Source organism: Spirosoma pulveris (assembly GCF_054781875.1).
The window spans coordinates 95,305-114,957 of sequence record NZ_BAAGTO010000015.1 but is presented as its reverse complement, the minus strand read 5'-3'; the positions used below and the strand labels follow the sequence as shown (position 1 = coordinate 114,957).

Annotated in this window: 21 protein-coding genes; 10 read left to right on the top strand and 11 right to left on the bottom strand. The window is 52.6% G+C overall.

Features of this window, described 5'->3' with window-relative positions; all coding sequences use genetic code 11:
* The first annotated feature begins 378 nt into the window (after positions 1-378).
* A complete protein-coding gene (locus tag ACYVJM_RS28840; RefSeq protein ID WP_461151595.1) occupies positions 379-777 on the top strand; it encodes a hypothetical protein in 399 nt (132 codons plus the stop codon).
* Positions 774-977 carry a helix-turn-helix transcriptional regulator gene (locus ACYVJM_RS28835; protein WP_461151594.1) on the top strand — a complete coding sequence of 68 codons (204 nt, stop codon included), beginning with the start codon at positions 774-776 and terminating at the stop codon, positions 975-977. The genes ACYVJM_RS28840 and ACYVJM_RS28835 overlap by 4 nt, the downstream gene beginning before the upstream one ends.
* Before the next feature lie 438 nt (positions 978-1,415).
* Here the strand turns inward: ACYVJM_RS28835 and ACYVJM_RS28830 are convergent, their stop codons facing one another.
* Together ACYVJM_RS28830 and ACYVJM_RS28825 are read right to left on the bottom strand one after the other, a co-directional pair.
* The gene (locus tag ACYVJM_RS28830; RefSeq protein WP_461151593.1) at positions 1,416-1,916 is read right to left on the bottom strand and encodes a sensor histidine kinase; all 501 of its coding nucleotides are present in this window, start codon (positions 1,914-1,916) and stop codon (positions 1,416-1,418) included.
* A gap of 217 nt (positions 1,917-2,133) precedes the next feature.
* The gene (locus tag ACYVJM_RS28825) at positions 2,134-5,217 is read right to left on the bottom strand and encodes a Tn3 family transposase (RefSeq protein WP_012931353.1); all 3,084 of its coding nucleotides are present in this window, start codon (positions 5,215-5,217) and stop codon (positions 2,134-2,136) included.
* 142 nt (positions 5,218-5,359) lie between these two features.
* On the opposite strand from ACYVJM_RS28825, the gene ACYVJM_RS28820 reads away from it, so the two are divergent.
* The 7 genes from ACYVJM_RS28820 (at position 5,360) to ACYVJM_RS28790 (ending at position 10,551) form a co-directional block, all read left to right on the top strand.
* A complete protein-coding gene (locus ACYVJM_RS28820) occupies positions 5,360-5,626 on the top strand; it encodes a methyltransferase family protein (protein ID WP_106139129.1) in 267 nt (88 codons plus the stop codon).
* Positions 5,627-5,778: 152 nt separating this feature from the next.
* Positions 5,779-6,414 carry a Crp/Fnr family transcriptional regulator gene (locus tag ACYVJM_RS28815; RefSeq protein WP_012931354.1) on the top strand — a complete coding sequence of 212 codons (636 nt, stop codon included), beginning with the start codon at positions 5,779-5,781 and terminating at the stop codon, positions 6,412-6,414.
* Between the two features lie 78 nt (positions 6,415-6,492).
* Positions 6,493-7,296 (top strand): sulfite exporter TauE/SafE family protein, encoded by an 804-nt coding sequence (locus ACYVJM_RS28810; protein ID WP_460963623.1) that lies wholly within the window; start codon positions 6,493-6,495, stop codon positions 7,294-7,296.
* 98 nt (positions 7,297-7,394) lie between these two features.
* A complete protein-coding gene (locus ACYVJM_RS28805; RefSeq protein WP_460963622.1) occupies positions 7,395-8,807 on the top strand; it encodes an MBL fold metallo-hydrolase in 1,413 nt (470 codons plus the stop codon).
* A 12-nt stretch (positions 8,808-8,819) separates the two neighbouring features.
* A complete protein-coding gene (locus tag ACYVJM_RS28800; protein ID WP_012931357.1) occupies positions 8,820-9,443 on the top strand; it encodes a class I SAM-dependent methyltransferase in 624 nt (207 codons plus the stop codon).
* A 15-nt stretch (positions 9,444-9,458) separates the two neighbouring features.
* On the top strand, positions 9,459-10,034 hold the full coding sequence (locus ACYVJM_RS28795) for a YeeE/YedE family protein (RefSeq protein ID WP_460963621.1): 576 nt from the start codon (positions 9,459-9,461) through the stop codon (positions 10,032-10,034).
* Positions 10,035-10,089: 55 nt separating this feature from the next.
* Positions 10,090-10,551 (top strand): DUF6691 family protein, encoded by a 462-nt coding sequence (locus tag ACYVJM_RS28790; protein ID WP_425291218.1) that lies wholly within the window; start codon positions 10,090-10,092, stop codon positions 10,549-10,551.
* Positions 10,552-10,589: 38 nt separating this feature from the next.
* On the opposite strand, the gene ACYVJM_RS28785 is transcribed toward ACYVJM_RS28790, so the two are convergent.
* Positions 10,590-10,787 (bottom strand): hypothetical protein, encoded by a 198-nt coding sequence (locus ACYVJM_RS28785; RefSeq protein ID WP_460963620.1) that lies wholly within the window; start codon positions 10,785-10,787, stop codon positions 10,590-10,592.
* A gap of 170 nt (positions 10,788-10,957) precedes the next feature.
* Here ACYVJM_RS28785 and ACYVJM_RS28780 point away from each other — a divergent pair, with 170 nt between their 5' ends.
* The gene (locus ACYVJM_RS28780) at positions 10,958-11,122 is read left to right on the top strand and encodes a hypothetical protein (protein ID WP_460963619.1); all 165 of its coding nucleotides are present in this window, start codon (positions 10,958-10,960) and stop codon (positions 11,120-11,122) included.
* A 413-nt stretch (positions 11,123-11,535) separates the two neighbouring features.
* On the opposite strand, the gene ACYVJM_RS28775 is transcribed toward ACYVJM_RS28780, so the two are convergent.
* From ACYVJM_RS28775 to ACYVJM_RS28740, 8 genes are all read right to left on the bottom strand, one after another.
* A complete protein-coding gene (locus ACYVJM_RS28775; RefSeq protein WP_012931361.1) occupies positions 11,536-12,054 on the bottom strand; it encodes a hypothetical protein in 519 nt (172 codons plus the stop codon).
* 201 nt (positions 12,055-12,255) lie between these two features.
* Positions 12,256-12,807, bottom strand: a complete 552-nt coding sequence (locus ACYVJM_RS28770) for a hypothetical protein (protein ID WP_012931362.1) — start codon at positions 12,805-12,807, stop codon at positions 12,256-12,258.
* A gap of 39 nt (positions 12,808-12,846) precedes the next feature.
* Positions 12,847-14,100 carry a sulfite oxidase gene (locus ACYVJM_RS28765; protein ID WP_012931363.1) on the bottom strand — a complete coding sequence of 418 codons (1,254 nt, stop codon included), beginning with the start codon at positions 14,098-14,100 and terminating at the stop codon, positions 12,847-12,849.
* Between the two features lie 116 nt (positions 14,101-14,216).
* Entirely contained in the window at positions 14,217-15,221 is a 1,005-nt protein-coding gene (locus ACYVJM_RS28760) for a YeiH family protein (RefSeq protein WP_012931364.1), read from the bottom strand.
* Positions 15,222-15,296: 75 nt separating this feature from the next.
* On the bottom strand, positions 15,297-16,193 hold the full coding sequence (locus tag ACYVJM_RS28755) for a LysR family transcriptional regulator (RefSeq protein WP_460963618.1): 897 nt from the start codon (positions 16,191-16,193) through the stop codon (positions 15,297-15,299).
* Positions 16,194-16,290: 97 nt separating this feature from the next.
* Positions 16,291-17,328, bottom strand: coding sequence for a sodium:calcium antiporter (locus tag ACYVJM_RS28750; RefSeq protein ID WP_106139118.1), 1,038 nt, complete (start codon positions 17,326-17,328; stop codon positions 16,291-16,293).
* A 222-nt stretch (positions 17,329-17,550) separates the two neighbouring features.
* Positions 17,551-18,948: a YncE family protein gene (locus tag ACYVJM_RS28745; protein WP_460963617.1), complete on the bottom strand. Its 1,398-nt coding sequence runs from the start codon at positions 18,946-18,948 to the stop codon at positions 17,551-17,553.
* Positions 18,945-19,571 carry a DUF305 domain-containing protein gene (locus ACYVJM_RS28740; RefSeq protein ID WP_146141461.1) on the bottom strand — a complete coding sequence of 209 codons (627 nt, stop codon included), beginning with the start codon at positions 19,569-19,571 and terminating at the stop codon, positions 18,945-18,947. Before ACYVJM_RS28740 ends, ACYVJM_RS28745 begins: the two co-directional genes overlap by 4 nt.
* Positions 19,572-19,653 lie beyond the last annotated feature (82 nt).

Genomic DNA, 19,653 nt, shown 5'->3' with positions numbered 1-19,653 from the left:
GTGGAAAGAGGTGATGAGTTTTTCGCGGTCGTGTTTTCTGCCTTGCATAGATAGCTGAAGGTACAAAAACTCCATCTATCATGCAGTTTTAGGCACTGGCAGAGTTGTGCAACAGCCACGAGCATTTTTTGAGAAAGTACAGATCAAGCGGCCAGTACAACTTGAATCCGTTACAACTCAATAGGCAACGGGCAAAATAGACAATCGAAGTACTCAACTCACCAAACCCTTTCAGGATTCATCACACTTGGTAATAGCCAATCTCAGTACTTAACAAAATCGCTGTCCTATAAATAGCCATCATGCATGACTTTTTGTCAAGTATTATTGACAAAAAGAAAGGTTTGTCTATCTTTGTGAGAAACTAAACAATACAACATGATGGAACAATCTAAAAAAACCGTCAACCAACACTCGGTTCTCTTTGCCCTCCTGCATGTAGCCACCTATTTGCCCGCAACCTGGCTCTTAAAACATCGGCTCGTTGACCAGCCTGTCTCAATAGTGCTGGCAATCGTGCCCATCCTTACCTTCGCCCTGTTTATCTATAAATTTATCAAAGACTTTTCGGTCATGGACGAAGTCAAGCAACGGGTCCAATTGGAAGCCGTGGTAATCGGTTTTTCATTTACCGTGATGTTGATCATGCTATTGTTTTTGCTGAGCTTGTGTGCTATTTCGAGCCCCGACTGGTTCAGTTATGGGTATCTGGTTATGTATTGCTGGCTCTTTTATTTTATTGGCTGGGCTATTTCGAATAAAAAGTACGGGGTATGAGAAACACGCTTAAGGTGGAACGAGCGAAGAAAAACTGGACACAAGCTGACTTAGCCAAACACATCGGCATATCCCGACAGGGGTTAAATTCGATTGAAACGGGGAAATTTATTCCCTCCACGGTCTTGGCCTTACGGATGGCTAAAGCGTTTGATACGACGGTCGAAGTGTTGTTTCAACTGGATGATAACGAGTCGTGATGAGGGGCAAGTCAGATTGCATGTAGAAGAAGATCAACCCATGAACCTACAACAGGTATAAACCGCTCATCGAGCATGCCCTAGTGTTTAACCAAACTTCCCACAAATCAGCGTGAGCAATATTGGTGAATACGGACTCGATTGGCTGGCTATCGACAGGGGTTAATGGTAACAGCAAGTTTCTCTTATCCAGTTCAATATCACGGCCGCCTAGGTAACTGATGCCTATGGTCACGGTGCAAGAGGGATATGAGGTTATTCTGGGGAAGTTTAACGCCTAGCAATTTCTCGGTTGATTTATCGTATCTGCTTGGAGAGATAACCGTTGTTGGACCGTCTGGTTTGAAGTAGAAGCCCAAAGCTCATGGTTACGAATATGAATACTCCTGGGTAACACATAGGAGCGTTTTAGGAGAATTGTCTTTTAAGAAATATATCTTAAGAAGGACTGTCCGTCCGAATGACACCGTTTAACCTATGGGGCTTAGACAGGCAAGTAAACACTAAACGTGGCCCCTTGACCAGGCTGGCTCGTGGCCGTAATAGCCCACCATGATTGGTCACCACCTTCTCACAAATCGCCAGCCCGATACCTGTGCCGGCAAATTCGTTTTTGCCGTGCAACTGCTGAAAGACCTGGAAGATGCGATCCAAGTACTTAGCCTTGAAACCCAACCCATTATCTACCACATTAATCCGGTGATACTGGAGAGCCAAACCACTGGGCTTCACCCCGTCTGGTAAGTCGACGGATGCCACTTCTTGCGCCCATACCTGAATCAGGGGCGGGGTATCGGCCTTATGAAACTTAAGGGCTTTACTTAGCAGGTTCTGGAACAGCTGACTTAGCTGGGAGGCATCCCCCGTGAGCGTAGGCAGTGGCCCCACCTGTTGCTGAGCCCTTGTTTGCTGAATCGTCCAGTCCAACGTATTGAGCACGATGGCGACAATGGTCTGCAGCGAGACGGGGGCACTCTAATCTCGCTGGGGGCAATACGGGAGTAATCCAGCAGGTCCCGAATCAGCGTCGACATCCGGGAGGCCGCCGTCTGCATCCGTTCAAGATACCCGAATGCCTCGCTGGTTGAGTTCGTGTACCGCCTTTTCGGGTAAATCTAAAAAAAGGGAGCAAATTCGTCACGTTCATTTTACGAATCTATTTTACTGTTCTGGCACTGAGTATCTCATGCAATTTAAAGATAGTCGATAGGGGGCTATCGTCGCTAAAATCATACTCGCCTTGCAGATTGACATGATGCCAGGTGTGGGTGTTAGTTTGCAGAATGGCTTCCAATAAAACCTTACGTTCCGCCGAATTCGCACAACGTTTGAGCTGTTCACTTAAGTACAAGAGATTCCAGTAATTGATGGCGTTCATGATTAAACGCTTACAGCCCTCAGCAATTAATTGTTCCTGATACGTAGCCCAGCCAAGCTCGCCATTATTGCCCAGATTGACCGCTTTGGCAAACCGATTCGCATGTTCCACGCGGGTTAGAATTCCCTCAACGGTTTCCCTCAACTGGGGTTCGCTGATATAACGCAGAATGTATTCCGTCTTGAACAAACGCCCTAAATCCCGTAATGCCCGGTAAAGTGGATGCTGTCGGTCGTACGAATTAAGCCGCTTAAAAAGCTGTGATGCTTTAGCGTAGCCTAGTTTGATCGTGGCCACCAAACGCAGAATCTCATCCCATTGACTGACAACATGCTCATAATCGATACGCGCATCTGGCCCAATCCGACACCCCTGCTCTTTATAAATTGATACGGCATCAAGGCTGTAAAGCCGCTGTCGATGGATCGAGGCAAAGCGAGGACGAAACTCCACGCCAATCAGGCCGGTAACCCCGAAGATAGGTTCCGAAAAGCCGTGCTGGTCGGTGGCGTGGGCGTCAGGTGTAATCACTTCATTATACGTAATGGCGTCCAGCATGTACGGGGCTTCCCGATCAGCGGCACTAAACGCCGTCGAATAAATTAACTGACCGGCTTCATCCAGATGGGAGTAAATCGTAATGCCCTGACCATTGCCAAAATACTTGTAAGAGGCTGAAGCCCGTAAGAGGGGAATTGATACGTCATATTTCTGACCATCCGAGCCGGTTTGAATAAAGTTTGCCCGGCGCCGAAACTGTTCGGTCAGGGGTAATTCGTTGCTTTTGGTTAGAATCAGATCGTTGGCCTTTAAGACGCTTTCGGGCGAAAAGTAGTGAGTTGCCACGGTTTCCAGACTGTTGATCGGAATGTTTTTGGAAATCATGGCCATTTTGCGAATGCCAATATTCTCCCCATAACCAATCAGGGCGGCTAACAGCAGGCTATTGTCGGGTCGAGACGGTTTGTGAGCGAAACCCTGGTGTTCAAAGGCGGACAGGAAGTCCGTTAACTCATCCACGTCCAATAGCACATCCCGCAACGAGATGACCCGGCTGGTTGGATAGAGATTGGTTTGAGGAGATGGTTGTTCTGATTCTCGCCCCCGGTAACGATGTAAATGCCAATCCCCGGCCTTGTCGAAATAAACCTGGGCGTTGGTGTTGAGGTGCTGGTTGGTCAGCCTAAACTGGGCGTTGAGTCGCTCATTGATCTTGGCTAACGTTGGTTCGGCTTTTACATAGCGAAGTAGATTAGCTTTTTGTAAATACGCCTGACGATGGATCTGCCACTGGCGACGGGGTATCAGGTATTCATCAAAAGCACGATGTTCATAGGAGGACAACACATTTAGACTGCCATCCCGTAAATGATCACGGATCTTCCAAAACAACAGCGCTTTGTAGAGTGATACCCGCAATTTACCGGTTAGGGTGAAGATGCGTTGCCGGTCCGCCATATCCAGAAAGTCGAGAGGAAGGTTATTACTTTGAGTGAGTTCACCTTTAGTGGCTTGAAACAGGCGAAGGGCGGCTACCAGGGCGGGGGGTGAGCTTTGCTCATCGAAAACTAAGGCTTGGACCACTCCTGCCACACGAGTCTGAAGCTTCAGCGACGCTCTTTCCAAAGCGTCATAGAAGTCATCCCGGTCATGAATGGACTGATTGACCGTTTTCAGATCGATCAATCGCTCTTTATCGGTTTGCAAATCGTTACCCGACAGGCGATGACGTTGAAATAAGTCCCGAATCTGGTCAATCTTCTGGGCAGCCTCCAGGCCCGGCAAATCAACGATTTCTTCGATCTGAACTAGCGCCTGAATATGGATGTCGCTCCGCCGGGTGACCCGGTGAACCAACTGGGCGTTGGCGTATCGGCTTTCGAACTGCTCATCCTTGAGGGTTTGTTCACATTCATTGAGAATGTTGGTTACCGCCTGTCGCAGGGTGAGCACTAATGCGTCACCCACACTTAAGTACTGATGAATAATAAATGCAATCAGTCGTAAGTACCGTTCGCTGGTGCGTTGAACAGTCTGTTTGGACTGGGTGTCTAATACGTATTGCGCATAATAGCGGATGGCATCATCCGATAAATTTAATCGGACAATCAAGGGAGCCAGCTGAGAAAAGAGTAGTTTTAATTCCCGGAATAGCTCGACCCGCTGTTTAATTTGACCTGGCTGCATCGACTGACTGATTCGTTTGAAGTGAGTCAGTCGATACGGAAATAACTGAGTAGCTGAACCGGCTGGGCTGCTCTGCCGCCCCAACAGCGTATCCAATAATTGGCTGTCGTTTTCCTGGAGGTAGCGGTCAATAATTTGCTCCAGATTCGCTTGAAAGGATTGCAGCGCTTCAATTAGGATAAGCCGCAACGTATTATAGGGGGGTATTTCAATCCGGCGTTCCTGCAAATAACCCGTCAGGGCATCCAACACTAGAGCAGGGCGGGTTTGGAGGTGGGCCAATCGCTGGGCTTCTACCAGTAATTCCTGCTCGTGGGTCCGATCAAAAGCCTGATAGCCTAAATGAGCTAAAATGGTTTCTCGGTGGCGGAAGGCTGTCCGGCTGCGGGTATATTTAGTTAAATCGATTTGGTTGGGATCAAGCTGCGTTCTTGCACAGAGCCAATTGATGATGTCAGGCTCAAATCGATCGGCCACGAAGAAGCGGTTAGTGATTCGGAAGTAGCCAAGTTGTAGCAAAAAGCCGATTTTATTGGTTGAGGATTGGATTTGCCCCATATAGGTCGTAGCCCAGGTTGGCAAATCCAGCAAGATGGTTCGGTGCTGTTGAGTTAATACAGGCGGGGAATCAAATCGAATTCGCTCTTCAGCAGAGATAAAGGCTCGACGTGGCATTCAACAGACGATTGAAAGTAAGCACTGCTCATGGGGAAAATAAATGATTAGGAATAACTGAGCAACGCATAGACCCACTGAGTAGCCAATAGGAATCATTCTATCTGCAACTGCGTACTACGACTGAGTGACATCAAAATAAATGGATATTAAAGGTGGATTTCGCGAACATGGTATTCTACGCTATGTACGACATCCTTTGTATCTGGGGATGATTCTGGCGCTGTTTGGCGTTCTTGTATATCAACCCACCTGGGCCAACCTTATTTTCCTTTTGGCCGCCAGCCTTTACATACGCATTGGAATTTATTTCGAGGAGCGGAAACTCATCGAGGAATTCGGTGAACTCTACAGGCACTATCGCCGACGGGTTCCCATGCTCGTGCCACACTGGTCAAAAACTGGTTAGAACGTACTTCGTTTGATACGTTGATCGACAGATGATTCAACATGCTTAATTCTAAATACCTGCCAAGGCTATTGACTCAAGTTTTCTGAGTAAGCAACTTGCCGGTTATGTTGACTGTTACACTATCAGCCTATTAATATAAGGACTATTCGATGACATTGACGACCACTTATTTGCAGGAAACGTTTGCTGGTACGTTCGAACTCGCGTTACTGACTGACATGGCGCAGGCAGGACTCTATAAGCGGGTGCCCACGGGTGCTTATTTAATTCGACCCGGCGAATACATTCGGTCCGTACCCATTATTATTCGCGGTTCGGTCAAGATCATGCGACCGGATGAGCTGGGTCGGGAAGCCCTTCTGTATTATCTGGGCGGTTTAGATTCCTGCGCCATGTCGCTTACCGGCTGTCTGGGCCAAAAGAAAAGTGAGATCACGGCCCTGGTCGAAGAAGAAACCGAGCTGATTGCCATTCCCATGGAAAAAGTCGATGAGTGGATGTGCCGCTATTCAACCTGGAAACAGTTTATATTTCATACGTACCAGAAGCGATTTAACGATCTGCTAGGGACAATCGATCAGGTAGCGTTTCATAAACTCGACGAACGGCTACTGGCTTATCTGCGTAAAAAGACCCAAAGCTGCCAGTGTACCGTCATTTCAATCACCCATCAGGAAATCGCCCAGGAACTGGCTACGTCACGGGAAGTGATTTCCCGCTTGCTGAAACAGCTGGAGAAAGCAGCCCATATAAAATTGATGCGCCATAAAATTGCCATACTCTAGGAGAATTCGGGGTTCCTGTAACATTTGTCACGGAAGCCTAAAAGAAGGCCCGCTACTTTCGTTAAAAAAGTAGCGTTTATGACCACTCTGCAAGTCGCTGGTTTCTCTTCATCCATTCTGATCGGTATTAGCCTGGGCTTACTAGGGGGTGGTGGCAGTATACTGACTTTGCCCGTTCTGGTATACCTGCTCCACATTAATCCCATCCTGTCAACGGCTTATTCCCTGTTCATTGTTGGCACAACCTCCCTGGTAGGGTCAATCAATTACATGAAACAGGGGCTAATTAATTACTCGGCGGCTGTTGCCTTTGCACTCCCTTCCCTGGTTACGGTCATCCTGGCCCGTCAGTTTATGCTGCCTCATATTCCCGCTCAACTTCCGCTTTGGGCCGGATTTGTGCTGACGAAACCAGTCGCGCTGATGGTTCTGTTTGCGCTGATTATGCTGGCCGCAGCCTATTCAATGATTCGGGAGAACAAAGCCGTCTCCGTAACTGAGCGGGAGGATAAGGGAACTAATTTTCCCGTCATTGCCCTGGAGGGAGGGCTGGTTGGCCTGGTGACCGGTATCGTTGGGGCGGGTGGGGGATTCCTGATTATCCCGACGCTGGTGCTCTTTGCCCGGTTGCCCATGAAAACAGCCATTGGTAGTTCGCTGCTGATTATCGCATTCAATTCACTCGTTGGGTTTACCAGCAGTCCAGCCGACCAGGTAATCGATTGGGGCTTTCTGAGCGTATTTACGGCACTTTCCGTGGGCGGTATTTTTCTGGGCAGTCAGTTGGCCCGCTATATCGCCGGGCAGCACTTGCGGAAAGCCTTTGGCTGGTTTGTGCTGGGCATGGGCGTATTCATCCTGACAAAAGAGTTGCTTTTTTAGATGATTTTGAGGGCTGTGTGACAAGTATCACAGAACCCCGGAGATCCACTTCCTAGTTTTGATTCACTATTCAGTCCGTATGTTAATCCAATCGTTTTATGAAAATTGAGCAGATTTATACCGGTTGCTTATCGCAGGGAACCTACTATATCGAAAGCAACGGGGAAGCCGCTGTCATTGATCCCTTACGGGAGGTGGCTTCGTACCTGGAGAAAGCTCATAGCGATGGGGCGACGATTAAGTATGTATTTGAGACGCACCTGCACGCTGATTTTGTGTCGGGTCATCTTGACTTAGCCCGGCAGGCAGGCGCACCAATCATCTATGGCCCCAACGCACAGACTGGCTTTGAATCCTATAGTGCCCGCGCCGGAGAAGAATTTCCACTGGGTGCGCTAACGATTCAAGTACTGCATACACCGGGTCATACGATTGAATCGAGCTGTTATCTGCTCCTGGATGCGGCCCGGCTGCCCATCGCGCTTTTTAGTGGCGATACCTTGTTTATTGGCGATGTTGGGCGACCCGACCTGGCACAGGGATCTGCATTGACCACGCCGGATTTAGCCGGCATGCTCTTCGATTCGCTTAGAACTCAGATTATGCCCTTACCGGACAACGTAGTGATTTATCCGGCTCACGGAGCGGGCTCCGCTTGTGGCAAAAGCATGAGTAAAGAAACCAGCGATACGCTGGGCAATCAGAAACGGGTCAATTATGCGCTCCGAGCCGACATGAGCCGGCTGGAATTTATTCAGGAAGTAACCGACGGACTAGCCAAACCGCCCCCTTATTTTCCTGAAAACGTCCGCATGAACCGGGAAGGCTACGAACAGATTGACCGTGTGTTGAAACGGGGCGCGCAGCCACTTAGCCCACAGGCCTTTGAAGCGGCCGCCAACCAGACCGGTGCGCTCTTGCTGGATACCCGCGACGCACAGCTCTTCGCTACCGGGTTTGTGCCCAACGCCATTAATATTGGCCTGAATGGGCAGTTTGCTCCCTGGGTAGGCGCACTCATCCCAGACGTGAGACAGCCAATTTTGCTCATTACAGAAGCGGGCAAAGCGGCTGAATCGCTGGTTCGATTGGCCCGGGTGGGTTACGATCAGGTTATTGGCTACCTGGATGGCGGACTAAACGCCTGGATCAATGCCGGTCATGAGGTTGACTATATTCCGTCTCTTTCAGCCGATGAAGTGGCCACTCGGTTAGCGCTGGATGAGCTTACCCTCGTGGATGTACGTAAGCCGGGCGAGTTTGCCGCTGAGCACATCGATGGGGCGATTAATCTACCCCTTGATACGTTGAATGACAGGATGGCGGAAATAAAAAAAGAAGGGTCGGTCTATGTGCACTGCGCAGGCGGATACCGCTCCATGATGGCCCTGTCGATTCTGAAGGCCCGTGGCTTCGATAACCTGATCGACATTGCCGGTGGGTTTGCCGCTATGCAGCAAACCGGGCGTTTCAACACGACTAATTTCGTTTGTCCCGCTACCCAGCAGTAATTTATCACTATCATGACTGAAAATCATCAACACTGGGAAACCGTTTACCGGACCAAACAACCCGACCAGGTAAGCTGGACGCAGGCTATTCCCCAGACATCGCTGGAATTCATTCGCCGTTGCCAGCTACCCAAAACAGCCCCCATCATCGACATTGGGGGGGGCGATAGTACCCTGGTTGACTGTCTACTCGCTGACGGTTACGAGCAGATTACCGTACTTGACATTTCGGCCCACGCCCTGACCAGAGCGCAACAACGAATCGGCCAGCAGGCAAACCGGGTCAACTGGATCGTGAGTGATGTGCTGACCTTCCGGCCAACGTCGACCTATGCCATTTGGCACGACCGGGCCACGTTTCATTTTCTAACGTCGACGGATCAGATTGCGACCTACCTTCAGACGGCCCGACAGGCCGTTACCGGATTCATCACCATGGGTACCTTTTCGGAGAATGGGCCGGACCGATGCAGTGGACTGGCCGTTAAACAGTACTCTGAACCGGAGCTGGAAGGGCAACTAAAGGCGGGCTTTACGAAGCTTCATTGCGTGACGGAAGATCACCAAACCCCATTAGGTACCACCCAGAACTTTCTGTTTTGTCGCTTTAAACGGAATTTATCAAGTAGCTTATAGCCAATCGAGTACCTTATGGAATTTCTGCATATAATCCGTCAACCCTGGCCCTGGTACGTAGCGGGGCCGCTCATCGGCCTTACCGTTCCCACGCTGCTACTGATGGGCAATAAGTCATTCGGTATCTCGTCGTCGCTTCGGCACATCTGCGCGGCCTGCCTGCCCGCTAACATTTCCTTTTTTCACTATGACTGGAAGAAAGAAGCCTGGAATTTATTTTTTGTGGCGGGTGTGCTACTGGGTGGCTTTATAGCCACCCGCTTTTTGGCCAACCCTGATTCGATGCGCCTAGCACCTCGGACCGTAGTGGCTTTACAGGCTCTGGGGATTCGGGATTTTTCGGGACTGATGCCCGCCGACCTATTCGCCCTGTCGAATCTGTTTACGCTCAAAGGGTTGTTCTTCAGCGTTATTGGGGGGTTGATGGTGGGCTTCGGAACCCGGTGGGCCGGAGGTTGTACATCGGGGCATGCCATCATGGGCCTCTCCAACCTGCAATGGCCATCATTGGTGGCGACAATTTGTTTTATGGTGGGCGGCTTTGTGATGACGCACCTCTTACTGCCGTTTATTTTCGCCTGGGTCAACTAAACCATCCTTCCCCTTGAATCAATCCTTTCCCCTAAAGCCGCGTTCATCGACTGTCCTGGGATCTCTCCACGAAGCGCCCGGGGCAAAAACTAAACCCGAAACGGGGCTTGCCAATCTAAAGTACCTGATTGTCGGTCTGCTGTTTGGCGTTGTCTTCGTCAAAGCTGAAATCATTTCCTGGTTCCGGATTCAGGAAATGTTTCGGCTTGATTCGTTTCACATGTACGGGGTTATCGGCAGTGCCGTTGTGGTAGGGCTCTTATCCGTACAACTCATTAAGCGCTTCGGTATCAAAACGATGACTGGCGAGCCGGTTCATATTGCGCCTAAGGTTTTTTACAAAGGCCAGATCTATGGCGGGCTTATTTTTGGCTTGGGTTGGGCCATTACCGGTGCATGTCCAGGCCCCTTATTCGCTCAGATTGGCAGTGGGTATGGCCTTGTGGCGGTTACACTGCTGAGTGCTATAGGAGGTACGTGGCTGTATGGCTACTTCCGGGAGAAACTGCCGCAGTAATAGGGTCGTTTACGTTTCCACACGGCGGTTTTCACGATTTATAGTATAACGGCCTGTCCTGGTTCGGTCATGTAATGAAACTGAATACCTAATTTCTCAACGTAAGGCCCGTATGTTTCATACCGTTGCTTAAGAAAGAACGATTTGGCATACCCATCGTGAACGGGCAGGATCTGTTTGGGTTGCATCTGTTTGGCAAAATCGGCCACCACGAGCTCGGTCAGAAACGGAGCCATGACGGGCAGCACCAGCAACTTGATCCCTTATTAGTCAGCAAAATAGGGGAGAACGAGTCCGCGGGATTGAGCACCTGATTGTCAATGACAAAGGCAAACATCTTAGGTAAGTGATCGACCAAAACGGGCTCATGAGGAACCGAAATCGCTTGTAGGGTAAACGGACCGAGTTGAAGGGTTCCTTCCTCAATAACCCGCACCGGAATTGCCTGCGGGTGGAGTTTATCGGCGACTTCCTGCGTCGAAAATACCTGGGTTCAACTCAAGTTGGAGATTTCAGAGGCATAGAGCAATGGTCCCGCTCCGGCGTACAGGCCGTGCGGTGGATTCCGTAGCATTTTGACCGGGTCACGCCAGACCGGGTCACGCCAGACCGGGTCACGCCAGACCGGGTCACGCTTGACAGCACCACGGTCAGTTTAACGTGAAATAAATAGCCGCCGTGGCGCGGTCCGTCATTTTTGAAATTGGGCGGCCCCGCGGGGTGGTCAGTTTCGCTGAAATCTTCAAGTTGTCAATTAAATGAGCTAAAAAATGCCTTAGAGTTAGTGAGTCTTTATACTGATTACAATCATTGGGTATAGCCGAGCAGGTGTGCCGCGGCAGACGGTCAGTGTCCAATTAGTTTAAATCCAACCCCTAATTTTTCAATAATAAATAAATTTTTTGAGACGAAACCAGATACCACTGTGGTAAAGCAGCGGGCGACAGCTGCCAACAAAACACTTGTAACCATGTAATCCAGTCCTTAATCCGTATCATCCAGCCAATGTGTTATGGCAAATTTGATGTCGCGCAGACAGACTTGCCGATTAACTTCGCTGCCCGCCGGGTAAGCCGTCGTTCTTTGGTGCCGAATGGATGTAACGCCTGACTGATTGATCGCCTGCTGGACGGGTTTTTCTATCGCCTTCATCAGCAGAAGCAAACTGGCGGGCTGGTAACTACGCAGCCGTTGACTCAGGGAGTCTATCGCTAGGTGACGATCATGCTGCCGTTGGCGTTTACTGGATGTATCGATGGGTTGCCAACTAAGATGATCCAGGTAGCAGCCCAAGGAGGCAAAAAAGTAAAGAAAGGCTTCCGTTGATGCAAAGGGCCCAAACACGTCCTTAAAGGCAGCATAGACAGTTCGGTATAGATTGGTGTTGCCCAAATAAAAATGCTTTTCGGTCGTGCCGGGGGCTTCGGCCACAAACAGTACGTTGATTCGGGCTGGTCTGTAGCGTTGATCGAACCGATTCCGATCAAACTCAGGAGTGGTCATTGTTTAAGTATTTATACTAATAGGTGAGACGCACGGTTACGGAACTCCCGGCAAAAGATAAGTCGCCAGGCCGTAACGCGTTGATTCGGTTTTTAAAAAAAGACAGTTAACTAGATCGATTGGACAAAAATCGTACGTTGTCAACAACCTTAGGCGCACTGACAACGCACGATTTTTCTGGCTACAATCAAGTAGGATAACCTACCGGGTATGCCACTTAGGCGTCTCAAGCGGGAGTCTACGCCCGTCGAAGGGCGTTTTGATAGGACCGTAATTCTTGACCAGATAATCCAGAATCGGCTTTTCTGTCTCGCCCAGGTCCCAGAGTTTCTGGGTGCGCTGCATCCACCGAATCCGCTCGACCCACTTCTCGCGGTCGAAATGACTTTGCAGAATCAGCTTGCTGCTGTGGCAGACGGTGCATTGGCCTTTCACCAGAATCATGTTCTCGCCCAGGGCTAGCCCCGTTGCTTCATCGACCACCACGCCCTGCGCATTAAGGGCCGTCGCGTCCATCGGGGCCGTTTCGGTGGCTACCACAGCGGCTGCTTTGGCTTTAACGGGCTTTTTTGTCGTCGTGGTTCGGCGGACCGGAGCCGCCGTGTGCGCTTTGGCCGGGGCTTTCTTCGCCGGAACCGGCTGCTGGGCTATCCAGGCACAGAGCAACCACACGCACAGACTGGCCAGTAGCCAGCGGAACTTCGCCGTCCGCCGGGTATTCCCGGTTTCTTTATACATGTCTTTCTGTTTCATAGTATTTTTCCGTTTGTCCCTCTCGTCCTTTCTCCTTTTCTAAACCACCTTCACCGCAATCCGGTGGCAGGCGTTGTTGAGGTAGCCTTCGGGGTTCCACTGCGGCATCACCATCGGCTGCGATACGCCCTTGTCGTCGGTGGCCCGCGCCCACACTTCGTAGTAGCCCTGTATCGGGAAGTTCACCTCGGCGCTCCATTGCTGCCAGGCCAGCCGGTTTTTCGGGGCCTTCAAATCAGCCTTCTGCCAGGTTTCGCCAAAGTCAATCGAGACGTAAAGTTCTTTCACGACACGGTCGCCCGCCCAGGCGTGGCCGCGCAAGGCGAGGGGTTTGCCCATCGGCGTTTCCAGTCCCGTCTGCGGGAAGGTAATTACCGATTTGACGGGCATCGACTCGATAATCTTGAAATCACTATCCGGCGGATCGACACCCGGTACCACCGGATGGATGGGGACGCGGTAGCTTTTGCCCGTCATCTTGGCCCCGTCGTGCACCTTGTTGCGGATGGCAATCGTGTGCAGCCACTTGCCCGACACCGACGCGGGCCAGCCGCCAATTACCAGCCGCAGCGGGTAGCCGTGCACCAGCGGAATGTCCTGCCCGTTCATGGCCCAGGCTACCAGCGTTTCGTCTTCCAGGGCTTTGGCGATGGGGACGCCCCGCGAGATGACCGGCTGATTGGGGTCGCCACTCAGGTGCAGGTCCTGCCCGTAGTAGCCGATGTATACCGCCGTGTCGGTGATGCCGACGTCGGCCAGAATGTCTTTCAGCCGGACACCCGTCCACTCGGCGCAGCTAACGCCCCCTTCGGTCCACTGGTTGCCCGCCGTTTTGGGGAAGTACCCCGCCCGGCCGTTACCCCCGCACTCGACCACCAGTTGGTAGGTGTAGGGCTTGAATTTAGCTTTCAGCTCGGCGAGCGTATAGGTTTTGGGTGCTTTGACCGATTCGCCGTTGATGGTCAGCTTCCAGCCCGCCAGGTCGATGCTAGCCGGAATCTGCCCGTTGTTGCGGATAAACATCTTATCGGCGGGCGTTACGTCGTCGTCGAGCAGGTAAGCGGGTGTTTCGACGTTCCAAGGCTTGTCGTTGAGCACCACCATATTTTTGTTTTTGGTGGCCATCGGGTTGGTAGGGTCGTCCAGCCGGAAAACCAGCGGTAGGTAGTGTTTGGGTAGCCGGTCGGCAAAGGCGATGGGGATACCCAGCAGGCTCGTCAGTGTGGCCAGCGAGGAGGTCTTGAGAAAGCCCCGCCGGTTAAAAAGCGACGCGTCGGATTGATTGGTTTTCATACGAACTAGAGTAAAAGGGTGATGCAATTTACGAGAGAAGTTGAACGAGGAAAGACGCAGGAAGAAAGATAATGGCCGGTCGTCAGGTCTTTCATCTCTCCTCTTGCGTCTCTATACTAAAACGTCAGAATCGCCCAGAGGGACGCGGCCGAGATGAGCATCCAGAGCACCACGCCCTGCGCCAGCGGCTGCCAGCCCACCGCCCGGATTACCTTGCCCGACAGCCCCGCTCCGATCAGAAACAGCGTCAGCGTCAGACCAATATGCGCCAGTCTGACCAGCACGTCGGCTACCGGCTGAATGGCGGGTACGTAGGTGTGGACGATCATCGCCAGGATAAACAGGCCGATGAAGTAGGGCATGGTGATGGTGCCCTTGCCGGTCTTGAACAGAGCCGCCGTACCCAGCGCAACGGGGATGATCCACAAGGCTCGCGCCAGCTTGACGGTGGTAGCGACCTGCAAGGCTTCCGGGCCGAATTTGGCTGCTGCGCCCACGACCGAGCTGGTATCGTGAATGGCCAGCGCACACCACAGCCCGAACTGATTCTGGGTCAGGTGCAGCCACTGCCCGATGGCCGGAAAGACCAGCAGAGCCACCGAGTTGAGGATAAAAATGGTACCCAGTGCGACGGAGAGCTGCTTTTCTTCAGCCTTCATCACCGGCGACAGGGCCGCAATGGCGCTGCCCCCGCAGATGGCCGTACCGGCGGCAATCAGGTGAGCGGTAATCTTATCGATCTTGAGCCATTTGCCCAGCAGAATCCCGACTGTCAGCGTACCGGCGATGGATGCGACGGTAAACAACACGCCTTCTTTACCCGCCTGCACCGCGCTGTGGACGTTCATGCCGAAGCCCAGCCCCACCACCGATGCCTGCAAGAGCCAGTGGGTTGCTTTATGGTTCAGGTGCAGATATGGATGACCGATGAACTGGGCGATTATCAGCCCCAGCAACAGGGCCAGCGGGGGCGACATGATCGGCGTCAGGCAGAGGATAACGGCCCCGATAAACACCAGTTGGCGGGTAGTAAAGCGGTGGTCGAGCAGGTGTTGCGCCCGTTGTTTCCAGAGGTGCAGTTGGGTAGCGGGGCGTTCGGCGGTTGCGTGGGCAGTGTTCATTACGTGTCCTGATTTGTCTACAACAAAGGTACCGCCCCTATACCACCGGGGCCAATCACGGCTACTGATGCCCAATTACCGGGCGTTATACTGCCGCCGGACAAAGCGCATGAACGTATCGGCCAGCCCTTCACTCATCCCTTGTAACTGGATCGCGTAAAAATCGCGCTCGATCGTCAGATCGGCCACATCGAGTACGCGCAGCGTCCCGCTTTTCAGTTCGTTTGGCAAGGCGAAGATCGACACGAAGGCCATGCCCGATGAACTGCTCAGGTACGTTTTGATACCCTCAGTGCTGCCCAGTTGCATCGCCTGTCGCAACTCCGTCGGGCGCAGGCCCGCCCCGCGCAGCGCGTGTTCGACCACCTCCCGGGAGCCCGACCCCGGTTCGCGCAGTACCAGTGGCACCGTCTTCAGCTCGTCCAGCGTGATCTCGTCGCGTCCGGCCAGCGGGTGATCCGCGCGACAGACCAACACCAGTTCGTCCTTCACGAAGGGCGTGTAGCGAACGTCGCTGTGGTGGGTACGGCCTTCCACCAGTCCCAGGTCAATCTCGTCGTGGAGCAGTGCCTGTTCGATCTGCTCGGTGTTGCCACTCAGCAGCGACAGCGTGACGTCCGGGAACTGCTCGCCGAAGCGGGCCAGCACCGCCGGAATGACGTACTGGGCGATGGTGGAACTGGCCCCCAGCCGCAGTCGTCCGCCGGGCTTTCCCTTCAATTCGTTGAGGTCAAACTCGATCTGCCGGTACACGCCCATGATGGTTTCAGCATGGCGCAGTAATACGTTGCCCGCCGTAGTCAGGCTGATCTGATTACCCCGCCGGTCGAAGAGGGCCGTGCCCAATTGACTTTCCAGTTCCTGAATGTGCTTGGTGACGGCGGGCTGGGTTACAAACAGCTCGGCGGCCGCTTTGGTAAAGCTCAGCCGCCGGGCCACGGTATAAAAAACGGTTAGGCGAAAGTCGAACATAAATGCGTATGAGTGAACTAATAAATCAGAAAATGCAACCGGACTTACTCATAGCGTGATGACTGGTCAGCTCGTATCAATAAGAATCTGTCGGCTGTCATTTCTTTGCGATCAGAAACAGCCCGGCGGCGCCAATGACATAGACAATCAGTACCACGAATGAGTCCAGCCCCATGCGGGCGATCTGCCGTTTAGGCCGGAACAGCGCACCGTAGAGATAGGGAATCGTGACCAGTATGCCCAGTCCAGTCAGGTAAATATCGCTCTTCTGGGCTGTCGGCAGCACTGGCTTGCCTGTAATCACGGTTGCCAGCACCAACAACACCGGTAGGAATGCATTACCGCCGAAAATATCGCTGACTGCCAGCGTATAGTCCTTTAGTTTAACGGCGGCCAGACCCGTCGATACTTCGGGCAGGGACGTGGCCGCAGCGAGGATGGTCGCTCCGAAAATGACGCCATCCATGCCCAGCGTTTTCGACATCGCATCCCCGCTTTCTTCCAGTGCTACCCCGCCCGCCAGCGTCGCCAAGGCCGCTACGCCGAAAACAAGGAGCATCTTACCCGTGCTGCGTTTATCAGACGTATCATCGTCTTTCTCGGGAACTTTTTCGGGCGGGTTTGTCCGCCAGGGAAGGCCCTTCTGTGCTTTACCAGTAAGCCAGACACCCACCACCCATGTGCCGACGAGCAGCAGACTGTCGGGCGTGAGCCGAGCAAAAATAAGGTCCTTCGGGAGCTGATGCCCTATAACGACCAGCGTCAGCATGGCAATGACCAGGGCTCCCTCCAGCACCAGTGTCAGCGACGATTGCTTCGCGGTGAGCGTATCCTGCTTGCCTATCCCCACCGCATCGAGCAGCACCAGCACGACGGTTTGCAAGGCAATACCGCCCAGGATATTACCCACCGCTAGTTCGATTTTGTCGCTGAGTGCTGCGCTGACGGTAATAGCAATTTCGGGCAGGTTCGTGACGATGGCCAGGATAATAGTACCGCCTAACGCTTCGCCCAGTTTAAAGCGTTTGTCGAGCGAATCGGTGGTGTTGGAAAGGGAAATGCCCGCCCGCCAGACAACGGCAGCGCCCCCGGCAAAGATCAATAATAAAAGTGGTAACGAGAGCGACTGAAACATAGTCAGGCTGGGGAATGAATCGAACCGCCGATGCGGCTGTAATTTTTGTGATAACCTGCCTAGCCTGACTCATTGGTGCGTTTGCGAATCGGTTCCAGTACATGCATGAGGAACTGTTTTTATCGCCTGTATCGTCGGCCTGACAGGGTGCTTGTCGGGACTACATAAATTAATTGATCAGCTATTTCGGTGACTACCATAACATCACGGCAAACGTCGAGATCATCGGCCAATCAGTACCGCCTGGCCACCTGAAAACAAAACAACATACCGATAATCGGCTGGTTTTTCTGGCCGGACCATCGTCTTGATACTCCCCGTCGACTGCCCGGTAAACATGCCTTTCTCGTCCGTTTTGAATTCATTGATCGGGGTATCGCTCCGGTAAGGGGCCTGTGCCGAGCGGGTCAGCGCCAGAGTATATGTTGTGTTTGGTAACAGGTGCGTAAACGTTTGCAGAGCCAAGTCAGTCAGGCCAATGCTGCGGACAACGACACTCCCTTTCGCTAATCCACCGGCAACCGGCGTCATCGCAATCACCTGCGAGTGGCTCTTGTCGCCAAGGGGGACCAAGCCCGTTACCGACGGGCTGGCTAAGGTCGTTGCCTTAGTCGCGTAAAGCAGGGCCTGCGGACACTGACCAATGGGAATGGTTTTCAGAACCGCCATCGTTTGCAGATCAATAGCCTGAACGGCATCGTCATTCTCCAGGCCAACGTACACCTGCCTGCCGTCGCCTGTCGGCCAGACGCCGTGGGGTAATGAGCCCGTTGATACGCTGTCCGTCAGCGCAAAACCCTGATTGATCCGGTACACCTTCAGTTTGTTTTCGCCACCCACCGTCACCAGCATCAGGGGTTCGTTGTTGAGCACCGTGAACGTTACGTGATTGGAAATCGGGCCGGATGGCAGGACTTTTTCAATCTGCCGGGTCCGGGCATTGAGAACCGTTGTTTTTCCCACGTCTTTGTGCGTAAACGCGACCCAGTTCCCATCCGGGCTGGCAAAAATATTGGGCGAAAACGGACTGACAACGGGCAGCGATTTGATCCGCTTTTGGGTAGACCGGTCAATGATGTCGAGCTGGGGGGTGAAACTGGAACAAACGTAAGCCGTCTTCCCATCGGGACTGAAAGCGACCATCCCCGGTCCGTCGGATACCGCAATGCGTCCGATCTCCTTCAATTGCGTAGCGTCGATCACGCTGAGGTAAGCTTCCCCCCGAACCGACACCCAGATTTGGTTACCATCGGGGGTAAAAGTAGCTTCATGGGGTGCCCGACCCACGTAAATTGTTTTCAGAATACGATTATCCTGCGTTGAGATGAGCGTGACCGAGTTGGACCCAATCGATACGACGGTCAGCATTTTTCGGCGGGGGCTGTAGCCCAAGCCATGTACTAGTGCCTGCCCCTTATAGAGCGCGGAGAGAATGTCCGGCTGGGGTTTGCCCAGCGGAATTTCGCCCAGTAGTTTCTGCGTGGCCGGATCAATGACGGATACGGTATTGGATATCTGATTGGCCGCATAAACCCGGTCCTGTGCATATACCGTTTGCGCCTGGACGCGGTACGAAGCCGCGCCGATGAGGGCAAAAAATAAAAAGGTTCTTCCGTTCATTTAACTTGTTTAGCTTGATTTTTCCTGGAATCGATGAATTCATGTAGTTGATCAATCTCGATCTGTTCCGCCGAAATCAGCCGTTCGGCGTATCGCCTGACCGCCGGGTCCTGACCGTATCGGATGACGATCTGTGCCATCACGACCGCAGCCTGGTGGTGAGGGACCATGAGCCGGGCAAATGCCTGATCCGTATCACGTAACAGACCGGCGGGGGGTAGCTGCTTCATCATGGTCATCATAGCCTGTCCCTGTAGCCGGACGTGATCCGGGTCAGAGGTCTGAACGTGAGTCAAATCCCGTAGCCAGCGGTTCATCCATTGCATGTCGATCTGCTGCTCCGCCCGGATACTCTTCGCCATTTGCACTAGCTGGGTGTTCCGACCGTGACTGATTTCATACGTCGCCATGTCGACCGCTCCCTGATGGTGGGGCAGCATCAGAGCCAAAAAATACTGGTCGGCCGATGGGCTGGCTGGCACCGTATCCATGCAGACCATCATGCTGTCCATCATCCGGTTGAACGGGCTGACCATCGCGGTAGCGGCATGCATCGGGTGGTGCTGGGCGTGGGCCGTGGTAACGGTTAGTAGGGTGAACAAGAACACAAATCGATAGACCATATACGTTGAGTTGACAGGCAAAGAGTCGTGAATCTGGACACGAACTGGTTTGTCCGGGGAACATCCCCGGTGCTCCTGCGGC

Coding starts and splice junctions, on each gene's coding strand:
- ACYVJM_RS28820 (WP_106139129.1), top strand. CDS start 5,360: ATGGATATTAAAGGTGGATTTCGCGAACATGGTATTCTACGCTATGTA.
- ACYVJM_RS28810 (WP_460963623.1), top strand. CDS start 6,493: ATGACCACTCTGCAAGTCGCTGGTTTCTCTTCATCCATTCTGATCGGT.
- ACYVJM_RS28760 (WP_012931364.1), bottom strand. CDS start 15,221: ATGAACACTGCCCACGCAACCGCCGAACGCCCCGCTACCCAACTGCAC.
- ACYVJM_RS28795 (WP_460963621.1), top strand. CDS start 9,459: ATGGAATTTCTGCATATAATCCGTCAACCCTGGCCCTGGTACGTAGCG.
- ACYVJM_RS28825 (WP_012931353.1), bottom strand. CDS start 5,217: ATGCCACGTCGAGCCTTTATCTCTGCTGAAGAGCGAATTCGATTTGAT.
- ACYVJM_RS28835 (WP_461151594.1), top strand. CDS start 774: ATGAGAAACACGCTTAAGGTGGAACGAGCGAAGAAAAACTGGACACAA.
- ACYVJM_RS28805 (WP_460963622.1), top strand. CDS start 7,395: ATGAAAATTGAGCAGATTTATACCGGTTGCTTATCGCAGGGAACCTAC.
- ACYVJM_RS28755 (WP_460963618.1), bottom strand. CDS start 16,193: ATGTTCGACTTTCGCCTAACCGTTTTTTATACCGTGGCCCGGCGGCTG.
- ACYVJM_RS28770 (WP_012931362.1), bottom strand. CDS start 12,807: ATGAAACAGAAAGACATGTATAAAGAAACCGGGAATACCCGGCGGACG.
- ACYVJM_RS28785 (WP_460963620.1), bottom strand. CDS start 10,787: ATGGCTCCGTTTCTGACCGAGCTCGTGGTGGCCGATTTTGCCAAACAG.
- ACYVJM_RS28740 (WP_146141461.1), bottom strand. CDS start 19,571: ATGGTCTATCGATTTGTGTTCTTGTTCACCCTACTAACCGTTACCACG.
- ACYVJM_RS28775 (WP_012931361.1), bottom strand. CDS start 12,054: ATGACCACTCCTGAGTTTGATCGGAATCGGTTCGATCAACGCTACAGA.
- ACYVJM_RS28750 (WP_106139118.1), bottom strand. CDS start 17,328: ATGTTTCAGTCGCTCTCGTTACCACTTTTATTATTGATCTTTGCCGGG.
- ACYVJM_RS28765 (WP_012931363.1), bottom strand. CDS start 14,100: ATGAAAACCAATCAATCCGACGCGTCGCTTTTTAACCGGCGGGGCTTT.
- ACYVJM_RS28815 (WP_012931354.1), top strand. CDS start 5,779: ATGACATTGACGACCACTTATTTGCAGGAAACGTTTGCTGGTACGTTC.
- ACYVJM_RS28840 (WP_461151595.1), top strand. CDS start 379: ATGATGGAACAATCTAAAAAAACCGTCAACCAACACTCGGTTCTCTTT.
- ACYVJM_RS28745 (WP_460963617.1), bottom strand. CDS start 18,948: ATGAACGGAAGAACCTTTTTATTTTTTGCCCTCATCGGCGCGGCTTCG.
- ACYVJM_RS28800 (WP_012931357.1), top strand. CDS start 8,820: ATGACTGAAAATCATCAACACTGGGAAACCGTTTACCGGACCAAACAA.